We start from the raw sequence: 14,029 nt of genomic DNA on the forward strand, positions 1-14,029 counted from the left end.
ATAGGGTAAAATTACAAACAATTAACCCAACAACAAAAGCAGTCTATGGAAATCACAACTAAAACAGCACAGTTTAGCTCTCCTCTCTACCTAGAGAGTGGGCGTATCTTAGAACCGTATGAGATCGCCTATGAAACATATGGAGAGTTAAACGAAGATAGATCAAATGTTATTTTAGTGTGCCATGCACTTAGTGGTTCTCATCATGCAGCGGGTACCTATGAAGGTGAACAAAAAGCTGGCTGGTGGGATGGTTTGATCGGGGATAGTAAAGCTATTGATACGAGTAAATATTTTGTTATCTGTACGAATGTTATAGGTTCTTGTTTTGGTACGACTGGACCGATGAGCAACAACTACCCAAGTCAAGAACCTTATAAACTCAGGTTCCCTGTTGTGACTATCAAAGATATGGTACGTGCCCAGATGCATCTTCTTTCTCATCTGGGTATCTATCGTGTACGAGCGATTGTGGGCGGTTCTATGGGTGGTATGCAGGCACTACAGTTTGCCGTAGATTACCCAAATTTTGCAGATGATATCATCTCTCTAGCTGCAACCTATGCAACAAGACCTTGGACCATAGCATTTAATAAAGTAGCTGTTGAAGCCATACGTAGAGATCCTAGATTTAAGCATGGAAACTATGAAAAAGGTGCATTTGAAGAAGAAGGTTTGGATGGTTTAGCCATAGGGCGTATTGCAGGACATATCTCTTACCTGGCACCAGACTCCATGGATGATAAATTTGGACGTAACTATGTCAACAATGATGGACTTTTTGAACTTTTCGGACGTTACGAGGTAGAAAGATATATGGAGTACAATACCAATAACTTTTCACGTATTTTTGATCCACTTTCTTACCTTTATATTGTTAAAGCAATTAATACCTTTAATTTAAGTCGTGGATATGATTCCTTGCACGATGCCATTTCACGTATCAAAGCCAATGTGCATTTGATCAGCTTTTCATCTGACTATCTCTTTTTCCCTTCTGAGATGGAGCACATTGCCAAGATGATGGAACGTAATGGACAGTCATATACATATCTAGAAGTTGAGAGTGATTATGGACATGATGCTTTTTTAGTTCAGTTAGATAAATTTGAAGAGAACATCAAGGATGTATTGCAATGAAATTACCTAAATTGACAAATGAAGTTTTAGTGATAGGAATTGGAGATGAGCTTTGCTTATTTTTAATGAGAAAGGTATAAAATGAAAAATGAAACATTTGAAGAGAAATTGGAACACTCAAAAGAGTTACTTGAAAAACTTATGAATCCGGAGATCACACTTGAAGAATCTGTCAAGCTGTACGAAGAGGGCTTAAAAAATATCAAAGAAGCACAAACACTGATTGAAGAGGCCAAAACAAAAATCACCGTGATAGAACAAGCGAACCAAAATACAGGAGATAATGCATAATGGCACAGCTTGTTGTTGCAGCACTCCAATTACCAACATTAGGTATGAATGCAACAAGGCTTGAGTTTTATCTTAAACAGGCTAAACAAAGACATGCAGATGTGATACTTCTTGGTGAATATGTACTGAACCATTTTTTTAAAGAGTTTGCGACTATGTCCCCTAATATGGTGAAAGAACAGACACGTAAACATACGGAACTCCTTAGAAATCTTGCTGAAAAATATGATATTGTTTTTGTAGCACCTATTATTGTGACCAAAAAAGATGGATATCATAAAACTATTGTAAAGATCACATCTAAAAATACCAGATACTATGAACAGCAGATACTTCTCCCTTATACGCACTGGAATGAGAAAAAGTTTTTTGCTAATCCTATCAGACCACTCAAAGATCCTATGACGTTCAATATAAAAGGGTTTAAAGTGATGGTAATGGCTGGGTTTGAACTTCATTTTGATCATTTTTGGCAAAGGGCAACTGAAAAAAAGATCGACCTTGTACTTCTTCCTACTGCTTCAACATTCGGATCTCATAACCGTTGGAGAGAGATCATCAAAACAAAAGCATTTCTACACGGATGTTATGTCCTTAGGGCAAATCGCTTAGGTGAGTACAGTGATAATGAGGTTAAATGGAAGTTCTATGGTGACACAATGTTGGTTTCTCCAGAGGGTGAAGTAGAGATGATGTTGGAAGATAAAGAGTCCATGTTAGTTGAGGTCATAGATAAAAAAGAAGTTTTAGAACATCGTAAAGTATGGGCTTTTGAAAAAGAGTTGCAATTAAGAGTTGAATAGTGCTTTCTAGACAAAGACAAAATTTTTATGAGAATGTATAAAAAGGATTTGAGATGACACCAGAACAATATTTTAATAGACAGATACAGTTGTGGGGAGAGTCTACACAAAAGGCTCTTCAAAATAAAAAGATCGCGATTATAGGTTCTGGTGGTTTGGGCTGTACTTTAGCAATGGCTCTGGGTACTTCAGGTATAGGTGAGATACACATGGTTGATTTTGATACCGTTTCGAACCATAATATCCATCGACAAATAGCTTTTACACTTGAGGATGAGGGGAAGAATAAGGCCAAAACTGTAGCTGCACTGATAGAGTCTAAAAATCCTTTTGTGAAAGCATTTGCTTTTGACATGGATTTTGATGCCTTCAAAGGTATGGGGAACACGTATGACCTCATACTTGATGCGACAGATAACCTTCCCGTAAGAGGAGAGATAGACAAGTATGCCAAAGAGACAAACACACCTTGGATCTATGCAAGTGTGGAAGAATTCAATGGACAGGTTTGTTTCTTTGAAAAAGCAAACTTTCAAGTCTTTAATATCTCCGATCATAAACCTGGAGGTATTGCTGCACCGATCGTGATGCACATTGGATCTCTGCAGGCAAATTTGGCAATCCGATATCTGGCAGGGCTTCCTGTGACAAAAGATAAACTCTATTATCTTTATTTTAATGAGGTAGGTGAGTTGATCACACAAAAATTTGGTATGCCAGAGGCTTAAAACTAAAACAAATAGTGCTAAAATATGGTATATAGTAAAGGATTACTATGAAATTAAAAACATTACTTTTCTCAGCAATGGTCTTTTTTTTGGCCGGCTGTACACAAGAGACACAGAACAGTCTTAGTCGTTCGATCCAAAATTGGACAGGTACCAATGGTGTACTTGATATCTATGCCGGTGATAAACTGGTACATAAGTTTATAAAGATAGATAAACTTTCCACAGCATATGGAAGCAATGACGGCAAGATGAGACCATACCGTTATGGTTATGGTTATGATGATGTAAACTTTAACGGTAAACAGGATGAAGGTGAGGTGAAAGTCTATTTTGAATTTTCTGACTACTCAACTTCTTATGTATTTTATGAAAGAAATACAAAATAATCACATTTAAAGGATAGGAACTATGAAATTTATCTCGACAAAAAATGCTCCACAGGCGATCGGACCATATTCACAGGCAGTTGAAGCGAATGGAATGATCTATACTTCAGGACAGATCGGTTTGACACCTGAGGGTGTATTTGCTGCAACAGATGTGGCTGGCCAGATGCATCAGGTGATGAAGAACTTGACCGCTGTATTGGATGCTGGTGGAGTGACTCTGAACGAAGTGCTCAAGACAACGATCTTTTTAGCAGACATGAATGACTTTGCAAGAGTGAATGATATCTATGCTTCTTACTTTGGTACGCACAGACCGGTGAGAAGTACTGTAGCCGTTAAGACGCTACCCGCGAATGCACTTGTAGAGATAGACTGTGTAGCACTAAAAGGCCGAATAGGTGGAGATTATTCATATTAGTGGGTAAATATGTATAGTTTAAAAAAATATTAAAATAACTTTGGGTATAATCACGAACTTTTTAAAAAACAATAGATATAAAGGGTTTGCAATGTACGCAATCATTAAAGCAAGTGGCCAACAATTCAAAGTTCAAGAGGGTGATATCATCTGTTTTGACAACATGAGTCTTGAGCCAAAAGCAGCGGTAGAATTTAAAGAAGTTTTAGCGTTAGACAACGGTGAATTAACTGTAGGAGCTCCTTTCGTAGAAGGTGCTGTAGTTAAAGGTGAAGTGATCAATGAAGGTAGAGATAAAAAAGTTATCATCTACAAAAAAAGAAGAAGAAAAGATTCAAAACTTAAAAGAGGTTTCAGAAGAAGCTTTACAAGAGTTAGAATTACTAAAATAGCATAAGGAGCTCAGATGGCACACAAGAAAGGACAAGGATCCACTCAGAATAACCGTGATTCAGCTGGACGTCGTTTAGGCGTTAAAAAATTTGGCGGTGAAGCAGTTATCCCAGGTAACATTATCGTTAGACAAAGAGGAACTAAAGTTCACCCAGGTAATGGTGTTGGAATGGGTAAAGACCATACAATATTTGCACTTGTAGAAGGTGTAGTTAAATTTGACAACAAATCTGCATCTCAAAAGAAAGTTTCAGTAGTACCTGCATAACCCCTATTTAAGTCCGACAAGTTCGGACTTATTTTTTCTAATCTTATTAGATTAATTCCCCTCTTTTTTTTCATCCTCTATCACTAATAAATGTTTACATCTATTACGACCTAAGAACCAACCATCATTATAATTTTGATCATTATTAAAGAGCTTATGTGATTTTTTGTATACACCTTTGGCTGTAATACACCCATCTCTGATCCCTTGCTTATAGGTTTGAGGAAAGTTTTTACCAAAATAGACACCACTATGATAATATCCATCTTTTACTACCGGTTCAGTTTCATGACTACAGCCTACAAAATAGAATAATGTACTTCCAATCAATAATAATGAAATTGCTTTTCGTTGAAACATCTATACACCTTTTATAGTAAATATAAAAATTATAGCGATTATTCCCCTAATTTAGGTATAATTTCGTAATTCATATACTATAGGTATATACGATAGGTATATACCATAGTTTTTTTATAAGATTAAAGGTTATTAATGTTTGTAGATAGCGTAGAACTAATGATTAGTTCAGGTAAAGGTGGTGCGGGTTCCATCTCTTTTTGGACAGAAAAATTTGTCTCCAAAGGCGGTCCGGATGGTGGTGATGGAGGTAAAGGTGGTTCTGTATTCTTTAAAGTAGATAACAACACAGATACACTTTCATCACTTCGCGGACGAAACCATATTAAAGCAGAAAATGGTCGACCTGGTGAGGGACGTAAGTGTTATGGACGTAAAGGTCATGATACCATTATTACTGTACCTCCAGGTACTACTGTAGTAGACGTGGAGACAGGAGAAGAACTTCTTGATCTTGTGAACGAAGGTGAGGTTGTTCTCTTCATTGAAGGCGGTAAAGGCGGTTTAGGAAATATGCACTTTAAGAGTTCGAGTAATCAAAGACCAACGTATGCACAACCTGGACTTCCTGGAATTACAAAACAAGTAAGACTTGAAATGAAACTCATCGCTGATGTAGGTTTGGTAGGGTATCCAAATGTAGGAAAATCTACACTCATTTCTACGCTTTCAAATGCAAGACCAGAGGTAGCTAATTACGAGTTTACAACACTTACACCTAAGCTTGGTGTGGTTCATGTGGGTGACTTTGACTCATTTATGATGGCAGACATTCCTGGTATTATAGAGGGGGCGAGTGATGGTCGAGGATTAGGTCTTGAGTTCCTAAAGCATATTGAAAGAACCAAAACATTACTTTTGATGATAGATGCAGCCAACTATAGAGAGATGAAATACCAGTATGAGACATTGCTTGTTGAATTAAATCGTTATTCTGAAACACTAGCAACACGAAAGCATGCTGTAGCAATTACAAAGATCGATTCACTTTCACAAGATGAAGTCAATACTTTAACAGAAATATTTTTGGCGGATATAGACTTGGAAGCCAATGATACATTGAATAAATATAAAGCAGATAAAAGCTATATCAGTTATGGATTCAAGAGGGATTTTGGCGTAAAATTGCCACAAGAGAAACCACTTTTTGTCCTGCCTATATCATCTGTAGCACACTTAAATACAGAAGCATTACGTTATGCCATTGCTGATTTTGTAAAAAGTGTTGAAGAAGAAAATGAATCTGAGTAAGTAGGTTTAATGAAAAGAATAGTCATTAAAGTAGGTTCTCATGTCTTAACAGAGAACGGAGCAATTGCCAAGCCACGCATGTTGGCATTGGTAGAGTTGATCGCTGAACTTAAAACAGATCAATATGATGTGATTTTGGTGAGTTCCGGTGCTGTATCTGCAGGATATACACAATTACCATTAGACAGAAGTGTCGTGGCAAATAAGCAGGCTCTTGCTGCTATAGGTCAACCACTACTTCTCAAAATGTATCAAGAGAAGTTTGCTAGATTTAATTTACTTTGTTCTCAAGTACTTTTAAGTGCAGATGTTTTTGAAGAAACTGAACATATTGCACATGCTAAAGTAGCTATAGACACACTGTTAAAAAACAATGTTGTACCTATTATCAACGAAAATGACACGGTGAGTGTTGAAGAATTGGTTTTTGGTGATAATGACAGACTCTCTGCACATGTGGCACACTACTTTGATGCATCACTGTTAGTCATTCTTTCAGATATAGATGCATTTTATGATAAAGATCCAAATAAATATAACGATGCTAAACGAAGAGCAGTGGTCAATAGCATAGAAGAGAGTGAACTCAATGCAGAACATACCCCTAATAATGAATTTGCTACAGGCGGGATAGTGACCAAACTTCAATCTGCAGATTTCTTAATGAAACAAGATAGAGAGATGTTTTTGGCAAGTGGATTTGATCTGAGTGATGTAAAAGCGTTTCTTGTTGATGGTGAACATAAGGGCGGCACACTCTTTAAAGCCTAAGGTGTTTAATTTATAATGAGAAGAATAGAATGAAATACAAAATAGTCTACATGGGAACACCTCACTACGCAAAAGAGATCCTCAATACACTGATAGAAGCTGAGGATATGGACGTTTCTTTGGTGTTAACGCAACCAGACCGTCCTGTAGGACGCAAGAAGGTTTTGACAGCACCGCCAGTGAAAGCATTGGCATTGGAGCATGGTATTGAGGTATTACAACCCAATCGTTTAAGTGACGAGGGTATTGAAGGTGCTATCAGGAGTGAGAAGCCTGACTTTATAGTAGTCGCAGCATTTGGACAGATATTACCTAAGAGTATATTGGACATTGCTCCTTGTATCAACTTGCATGCTTCACTTTTACCTCAGTATAGAGGTGCCTCTCCTGTACAACAATCTTTACTTAGCGGTGATGAAAAAACGGGTGTGACTTCGATGCTGATGGAAGAGGGGCTAGATACAGGTCCTATGCTTGAAAAAGTCGAGTTTGTGATACCTCCTACTATGAGACTTCATGCATTAATGGCACAATTGACCACTGATGCATGTACACTTACACTCAGTACCATTCGAAATTATGACAATATTACAGCGCAAACACAGAATGAAGAGCAGGCAACACTTTGTAAAAAAATAAAAAAAAGTGATGGTGAAGTAGATTTTGAAGACGCAACTTTAATCTATAATAAGTACCGTGCATTTGAAGGTTGGCCAGGTATATTTACTGCTAATGGTACAAAATTGGATGGACTCAGTCTGGTAGATCCCAGCACCCATAACAGAGTCTTGGAAATTCTTTCATTTGATGCAGGTGGTGTAGTGGTTGGGTGCAGTAAAGGTGCATTGAAAATAGACAGTCTACAGCCTGCATCTAAAAAAGCGATGTCAGCCAAAGCATATTGTGTAGGAAGGGGGATGAAAGTTGGAGATTTATTATTTGGTGACGCCTTTTGAACAAAGTCCAAAAAACTACGCTGACGCTAAGTCAACTTCAGCAGTTGGCTCATACGACTAGTCGTATTGGTAAGTTTGATATTTGTCATTTTGATGAGTTAGTATCAACTCAGATATATTTGCTAGAAATGTTAAAAGAAAATGAACTTCATGCTCCAATAGCTGTAATTACCAATGAACAGAGTTCAGGTCTGGGAAGTCGGGATAACTCATGGTCTGGCGGGGAAGGAAATTTTTTTGCTTCCATAGCTTTGGATTTGGGCATGCTCCCTGAAGATTTGCCACTGGGTTCCGCTTCTATTTACTTCTCTTATCTCATGAAGCAGACACTTGCATCACTTGGACAAAATATCTGGTTAAAATGGCCTAATGATTTCTATTTTAATGATGATAAAGTGGGTGGGACCATTACAAATAAAGTGAATGATACTTTAGTGTGTGGAATTGGCATAAATTTAAAAAATTCTCAAAATGGCTACAGGGCCTTACAGTGCGATATTTCACCTCAAAAACTACTGGAAAACTACCTTTTGGCACTTGAAAAGTTTCCAAAATGGAAGGAAGTTTTTAGTGAATATGAGGTAGAATTTAAGTTAAGCAGGAAGTTTTCAGTTCATATTGAAAATGATAAAAAGAGCCTATCAGATGCGATTTTATGTGAGGATGGCTCTTTAATAATAGAAGGCAAGAGGGTGTTTAGTTTACGATGAGCGAAGTAATTAGTATAGCCAACCAAAAGGGTGGTGTAGGGAAAACAACAACAGCTGTAAATTTGGCAGCTTCTTTAGCCGAAAAAGGCAAAAAAGTCCTTCTTTTAGACATTGATCCACAATCCAATGCTACGACTAGTTTAGGTTTTAGTAGAGGCGATTACGAGTATAATATCTATCATGTATTGATAGGGAGTAAAAAACTTTCTGAGGTGATACTGAAAACAGAGATCAAGAACCTTAAACTTGTACCATCGAATATTGGTTTGGTTGGTATAGAAAAAGAGTTTTATAATCCTAAAGCAAAAAATAGAGAGTTGGTACTTAAAGAGAAAATTAAAGAGCTTTCTTCGAAATTTGATTTTATTATTATCGATTCCCCTCCGGCACTTGGTCCTATTACGATCAATGCTTTAAGTGCATCAGATTCTGTGATCATTCCTATCCAGTGTGAATTTTTTGCATTGGAAGGTCTTGCACAATTGCTCAATACTGTGAGCCTTTTAAAAAAAACGATCAATCCGAAACTCAAGATCAAAGGTTTCTTACCTACGATGTATTCTGGACAGAATAATCTTTCAAAACAGGTGCTTGCAGATCTAAGTCATCATTTTAAAGACAAACTTTTCCACATGAAAAAAGGGAAAGAGTGTATTGTTGTACCACGTAATGTTAAAATAGCAGAGAGTCCAAGTTTTGGAAAGCCAGTGACCTCTTATGCTGTAAATTCTAAAGGTTCTATCGCATATAGAGAGCTGGCAACAGTGATAGCAAGAGGTTAAGATGGCATTAGGTAGAGGACTGGGAGAAATTCTCACGGAAGTAGAAGAGGCTTATGAAAAAGACCTTCGTGATGCGGATGGTTTTGAACTTGAGGGAAAAGGTGCCAAGATAGAGGAACTGCCTGTTGAAAGCATCTCTCCAAACCCATTTCAACCACGTAAACATTTTGATGAAGCAGCCTTAAAAGAGTTAAGTGATTCTATCTTAGAACATGGGTTACTTCAACCTATTGTTGTGATAGAAAAAGAAGATGGATATCTTCTTATCGCAGGTGAGCGTCGTCTTAGAGCACATAAACTTGCCAATATTACACATATAAAAGCGATAATAGCAAGTGTAGATATCGATGAAGTAAAACTTCGTGAACTTGCACTCATTGAAAACATTCAAAGAGAAAACCTTAACGCCATTGAGCTTGCAAAATCTTATGCAGAGTTGCTTGATGTACACGATATCACACACGATGAGCTCTCTTCTGTTGTGCATAAAAGTCGTTCTCAAATTACCAATACGATGCGTCTTTTAAGCCTCTCTTCTTATGTACAGGAACAACTTATAGAAGATAAAGTATCCCAAGGTCATGCCAAAGTGTTGGTTGGTCTTGATGAGAAGAAACAGAAGATCGTGATTGACAGTGTGATCGGGCAAAAACTATCTGTGCGTGATACGGAAAATATGGTGAAAAAGTATAAAGAGAATGTATCTCCAACACCACCTAAACCTGTTTTACCGAGTCTACTTGCAAAATATGAAGATGTTTTCAAGGAAGTATTACCTTTCAAGCATATGGTCAAAGCAAAAAGTATAGAGGTCAGTTTTGAGAATGAAAAAGAGATAGAAGACTTTTTAGAACAGTTCCAAACCATGAATGATACAAAGATAAATACATTATTGAAACGTATCCTCAAATAAAATCTACAATTCACACTTATATTTAAAATAACTAATAATTTTAATCAAATCCTCATGACAAAAATGGTAAAATATTGCGAAATTACATGAGGAGTTTTAATGCTTGACATACATTTACCATTGATGTTGTTCGTACTCGCTTTATTTCTAACCCTACTTGTTCTTTTAAATAATATGCTATTTCAGCCATTGGTGAAATTTATGGATGATAGAGATCACTCCATAGCAAAAGATTTAGAAGCTGCAAAAGGTCTTAGTGGTAACAGCGACGAACTGAATGCAAAGGCAGATGAAATTATTAGCAATGCTAAAAATGAAGCTGCAGGTATCAGACAGAAAGCAATCGATGATCAAAAGACATTGGCTGCAAGTAAAATTGAGACCAAACAAAATGAATTAGAAACTGAGTATAACAAGTTTGTAGAAAAGCTTAACTCTGACAAAGAGAACCTCAAAAACTCTCTTCTTTCTCAAATGCCTCTTTTCAAAGAGAGCCTAAAAGCTAAATTTAGCAAACTATAGGAAGGGATGAATATGAAAAAAATAGTACTATTGTCTTTGCTTATCGTACCTGCTATCCTTTTAGCAAGTGGTGGAGATGCTGAATCAAGCCGTTATTTCGCACAAACTGGTAGAGAGACAGACTTTTGGCCAAGAGCAGTAAACTTTATTATCTTTGCCTCACTGCTTTATTATCTGCTTGCTAACCCGATCAAAAACTTTTTTAAAGGTAGAACTGAAGGTATTGCAGGACAATTGAATGAGATTGAAAAGAAACTTCAAGCAGCAAAAGATGAGAAAAAAGAAGCACAGAATCGTTTAGATGAAAGTGAAAAAAGAGCAGAAGAAATTATTGCAGATGCTAAAGCAGAAGCAGTGATATTAGCTGAAAAAATCGCTACTGGAAATGAAAATGATTTAGCGCTTTTAGATAAGCAACTTGAAGAAAAAATGTCTTTAGAAGAGAGAAAATCTGCAAGAGATGCTATCGATGAGATATTGAGTGACAATATCACAAATGAAGACATCATGATAGATGAAGCTAAAGTTGTTGAAATTATTTCTAAGAAGGTAGCATAATGGAAGAGTTAATCGCTAAAAGATATGCACAGGCACTTTCTTCTGTATCTAAAGACCTTCCAGCTATGTTAGAAGTACTTAATGTATTGAGTGAAGTAACGAGTAGTCCTGAGATTAGGTCTACATTAATTTCTCCTATCATTTCAAGTGAACAAAAGACAGCAATGATCTTGTCTGCTGTAAGTGATGATGATAATATACTTGTAAACTTTATTAAGGTTTTAGGTGAGAACAAAAGACTTGACTTGATCCCTGCGATCACAAAAGTACTCAATTCAGATCAGCAAAGAGTTTCAAATGAGTATGAAGGTGTATTGAAAAGTGCATCATCACTTGATGAAACGGTATTGGCTAATCTTGAAGAGACACTTAAAAAGTATACAGGTTCAACGATTAAATTGACACAACAAAAAACTGACCTTGAAGGGTTGCGTGTTTCAGTGGATGATTTGGGTATAGAGGTAAACTTCTCTAAGCAGAGAGTTAAAGAACAGTTAATTGATTTCATTAAGAAATCTTTATAGTTATCTAATAGAAAGGAGTATCAGTGGCAGTTAAATTGCAAGCAGATGAGATAAGTTCGATCATCAAAGAAAGAATTGAGAATTTTGAAATTGATGTTGACATCAATGAAGTAGGAAAAGTAGTAGGTATCGCAGACGGTATTTCAACAGTATATGGTCTTAACAATGTTATGGCTGGTGAAGTTGTAGAGTTTGATAATGGTGCTAGAGGACTTGTATTAAACCTTGAAGAGGCAAACGTTGGTGTTGTTGTTCTTGGTTCGAGTGCAGGTATCAAAGAAGGTATGAGCGTTAAAAGAGCAGGAGATCTTCTTAAAACACCAGTTGGTGACGGTATGATGGGTAGAGTAGTGAACCCACTTGGTGAGCCGATCGATGGTAAAGGTGCAGTTGAAGTAGCTGAGCATAGATTTATCGAAGAGAAAGCACCAGGGATCATGGCTAGAAAATCTGTTCATGAACCACTTCAAACTGGTATCAAAGCAATTGATGCACTTGTACCGGTTGGTAGAGGACAAAGAGAGCTTATCATTGGTGATAGACAAACTGGTAAAACAACTTTGGCTATCGATACGATCATCAACCAAAAAGGTCAAGATGTTGTATGTATCTATGTTGCTATCGGTCAAAAACAATCGACAGTAGCTGCTACTGTGAAGAAACTTGAAGAGCATGGGGCAATGGATTATACGATCATTGTAACTGCTGGTGCAGCTGACTCTTCAGCACTTCAGTTCCTTGCTCCATATGCTGGTGTAACTATGGCTGAGTACTTCAGAGACAATGGTAGACATGCAGTTATCTTCTATGATGACCTTTCTAAGCACGCTGTTGCATATAGAGAGATGTCACTTATTCTTAGAAGACCTCCAGGTAGAGAAGCATACCCAGGTGATGTTTTCTATCTACACTCAAGACTTCTCGAAAGAGCTGCGAAGCTTTCTGATGAATTAGGTGCTGGTTCAATTACTGCATTCCCTATCATTGAAACACAAGCAGGTGATGTTGCGGCATATATCCCGACAAACGTTATCTCTATTACTGATGGTCAGATCTTCCTAGAAACTGACTTGTTCAACTCAGGTATTAGACCAGCGATCAACGTTGGACTTTCAGTATCTAGAGTTGGTGGTGCTGCTCAAATTAAAGCAACAAAACAAGTATCAGGTACATTGAGACTTGACCTTGCATCATTTAGAGAGCTTCAGGCATTTGCACAGTTTGCATCTGATCTTGATGACTATACAAGAGGTCAGCTCGAGCGTGGACAAAGAATGGTAGAGGTACTTAAACAAGGACCTTATCAACCAGTTGCGATTGAAAAGCAGGTTGTGATCATCTTTGCTGGTGCAAATGGATTCCTTGATGATATCGCTGCATCTTCTGTAACAAAATTTGAAGCAGACCTTATGCCATTTATGGAAGCAAAATATGCAAACATTCTTGATGCTATTAGAAACGAGAAGAAGATCTCTGATGATACAGATGGAGAATTACGTAAAGCTATCGAAGATTTTAAAGCTTCATTTGCTGGATAAGAAAGGCTAAAAATGGCTAATTTAAAAGAGATAAAGCGTAAGATAGGGAGTGTTAAAAACACACAAAAAACCACTAACGCCATGAAGCTTGTCTCTTCTGCTAAACTGAAAAGAACAGAAGAACTTGCTAAAAGATCTAAAGTCTATGCAGCAAAATTGACTGAACTCTTAAACGAGATCGCTCAAAAAATGCAGCAGTCAAATGCAGACGGTATAGATAATGTCTATTTTAAGGATGTACAAAATCCTGAAAAAGTAGATATTATATTTATTACAGCAGACAAAGGTCTTTGTGGTGGTTTTAATGCACAAACTATCAAAAGAACAAATAAGATGATTGCTGAGTATGCAGCACAGAATGTGAAAGTACGTCTTAGAGCAGTAGGTAGAAAAGGTATCGATTATTTTAAATTCAACAATATTGAATTAAATAATGAGATCATTGGACTTTCTGCTGCACCTGATTTTAAGCAAGCTGCAGAGTTTATCTCTGAAGTGGCTGAATCATATGTGAATGGTGATACGGATAAGATCATTATGGTCCATAATGGTTATGTAAATATGATCACTCAGGAAATTAGGGAAGATCAGGTTTTACCAGTGGATTCGTCCAAGTTAGTTCTTGATAAGGTTTCAACTTCTGAACTTGAAGTAGAACCAGATGATGACGATACACTTCTTGATGCATTGGTTAAGCGTTATATTGAGTAT

General features: G+C 37.1%; 19 protein-coding genes and 1 pseudogene. 19 read left to right on the forward strand and 1 reads right to left on the reverse strand.

The genetic code is table 11. The features are described 5' to 3' along the window. Positions 1-39: 39 nt before the first annotated feature. From metX to rpmA, 8 genes and pseudogenes are all read left to right on the forward strand, one after another. Positions 40-1,140: pseudogene (gene metX, locus WBM70_RS05995) on the forward strand (homoserine O-acetyltransferase MetX); the annotation flags it as partial. A gap of 81 nt (positions 1,141-1,221) precedes the next feature. Continuing rightward, complete coding sequence (gene xseB, locus WBM70_RS06000) at positions 1,222-1,431, forward strand: exodeoxyribonuclease VII small subunit (RefSeq protein WP_424557596.1); 210 nt, start codon at positions 1,222-1,224, stop codon at positions 1,429-1,431. Next, a complete protein-coding gene (locus WBM70_RS06005; protein ID WP_424557597.1) occupies positions 1,431-2,234 on the forward strand; it encodes a carbon-nitrogen hydrolase family protein in 804 nt (267 codons plus the stop codon). The genes xseB and WBM70_RS06005 overlap by 1 nt, the downstream gene beginning before the upstream one ends. Positions 2,235-2,287: 53 nt before the next feature. Beyond that, complete coding sequence (locus WBM70_RS06010) at positions 2,288-2,962, forward strand: HesA/MoeB/ThiF family protein (protein ID WP_424557598.1); 675 nt, start codon at positions 2,288-2,290, stop codon at positions 2,960-2,962. A gap of 47 nt (positions 2,963-3,009) precedes the next feature. Then, complete coding sequence (locus tag WBM70_RS06015; RefSeq protein ID WP_424557599.1) at positions 3,010-3,351, forward strand: hypothetical protein; 342 nt, start codon at positions 3,010-3,012, stop codon at positions 3,349-3,351. Between the two features lie 22 nt (positions 3,352-3,373). Next, positions 3,374-3,772, forward strand: a complete 399-nt coding sequence (locus tag WBM70_RS06020; RefSeq protein ID WP_424557600.1) for a RidA family protein — start codon at positions 3,374-3,376, stop codon at positions 3,770-3,772. Between the two features lie 91 nt (positions 3,773-3,863). Further along, the gene (gene rplU, locus WBM70_RS06025) at positions 3,864-4,169 is read left to right on the forward strand and encodes a 50S ribosomal protein L21 (RefSeq protein ID WP_424557601.1); all 306 of its coding nucleotides are present in this window, start codon (positions 3,864-3,866) and stop codon (positions 4,167-4,169) included. Between the two features lie 9 nt (positions 4,170-4,178). Further along, positions 4,179-4,433 carry a 50S ribosomal protein L27 gene (gene rpmA, locus WBM70_RS06030; RefSeq protein WP_424557602.1) on the forward strand — a complete coding sequence of 85 codons (255 nt, stop codon included), beginning with the start codon at positions 4,179-4,181 and terminating at the stop codon, positions 4,431-4,433. A 51-nt stretch (positions 4,434-4,484) separates the two neighbouring features. On the opposite strand, the gene WBM70_RS06035 is transcribed toward rpmA, so the two are convergent. After that, on the reverse strand, positions 4,485-4,793 hold the full coding sequence (locus tag WBM70_RS06035) for a hypothetical protein (protein WP_424557603.1): 309 nt from the start codon (positions 4,791-4,793) through the stop codon (positions 4,485-4,487). Positions 4,794-4,928: 135 nt separating this feature from the next. Here WBM70_RS06035 and obgE point away from each other — a divergent pair, with 135 nt between their 5' ends. The 11 genes from obgE to atpG all read left to right on the forward strand — a co-directional run. Beyond that, entirely contained in the window at positions 4,929-6,044 is a 1,116-nt protein-coding gene (gene obgE, locus WBM70_RS06040; protein WP_424557604.1) for a GTPase ObgE, read from the forward strand. A 9-nt stretch (positions 6,045-6,053) separates the two neighbouring features. Further along, positions 6,054-6,815 (forward strand): glutamate 5-kinase, encoded by a 762-nt coding sequence (gene proB, locus WBM70_RS06045; protein ID WP_424557605.1) that lies wholly within the window; start codon positions 6,054-6,056, stop codon positions 6,813-6,815. A gap of 29 nt (positions 6,816-6,844) precedes the next feature. After that, positions 6,845-7,771, forward strand: a complete 927-nt coding sequence (gene fmt, locus WBM70_RS06050) for a methionyl-tRNA formyltransferase (protein ID WP_424557606.1) — start codon at positions 6,845-6,847, stop codon at positions 7,769-7,771. Next, entirely contained in the window at positions 7,768-8,481 is a 714-nt protein-coding gene (locus tag WBM70_RS06055; RefSeq protein WP_424557607.1) for a biotin--[acetyl-CoA-carboxylase] ligase, read from the forward strand. The genes fmt and WBM70_RS06055 overlap by 4 nt, the downstream gene beginning before the upstream one ends. Next, positions 8,478-9,263 (forward strand): ParA family protein, encoded by a 786-nt coding sequence (locus WBM70_RS06060; RefSeq protein ID WP_424557608.1) that lies wholly within the window; start codon positions 8,478-8,480, stop codon positions 9,261-9,263. Before WBM70_RS06055 ends, WBM70_RS06060 begins: the two co-directional genes overlap by 4 nt. Before the next feature lies 1 nt (position 9,264). Then, entirely contained in the window at positions 9,265-10,176 is a 912-nt protein-coding gene (locus tag WBM70_RS06065; protein WP_424557609.1) for a ParB/RepB/Spo0J family partition protein, read from the forward strand. A gap of 99 nt (positions 10,177-10,275) precedes the next feature. After that, on the forward strand, positions 10,276-10,698 hold the full coding sequence (locus tag WBM70_RS06070) for a F0F1 ATP synthase subunit B' (protein ID WP_373028721.1): 423 nt from the start codon (positions 10,276-10,278) through the stop codon (positions 10,696-10,698). 12 nt (positions 10,699-10,710) lie between these two features. Next, entirely contained in the window at positions 10,711-11,256 is a 546-nt protein-coding gene (locus WBM70_RS06075; protein ID WP_424557610.1) for a F0F1 ATP synthase subunit B, read from the forward strand. After that, positions 11,256-11,780 (forward strand): F0F1 ATP synthase subunit delta, encoded by a 525-nt coding sequence (locus WBM70_RS06080; protein ID WP_424557611.1) that lies wholly within the window; start codon positions 11,256-11,258, stop codon positions 11,778-11,780. The genes WBM70_RS06075 and WBM70_RS06080 overlap by 1 nt, the downstream gene beginning before the upstream one ends. A gap of 23 nt (positions 11,781-11,803) precedes the next feature. Beyond that, a complete protein-coding gene (atpA, locus tag WBM70_RS06085) occupies positions 11,804-13,318 on the forward strand; it encodes a F0F1 ATP synthase subunit alpha (protein WP_424557612.1) in 1,515 nt (504 codons plus the stop codon). Positions 13,319-13,330: 12 nt separating this feature from the next. After that, positions 13,331-14,029 (forward strand): ATP synthase F1 subunit gamma (gene atpG / locus WBM70_RS06090; protein ID WP_424557613.1); only part of this gene is annotated, 699 nt, incomplete at its 3' end.

The organism is Sulfurovum sp., from assembly GCF_049668085.1.
Lineage (GTDB): Bacteria > Campylobacterota > Campylobacteria > Campylobacterales > Sulfurovaceae > Sulfurovum.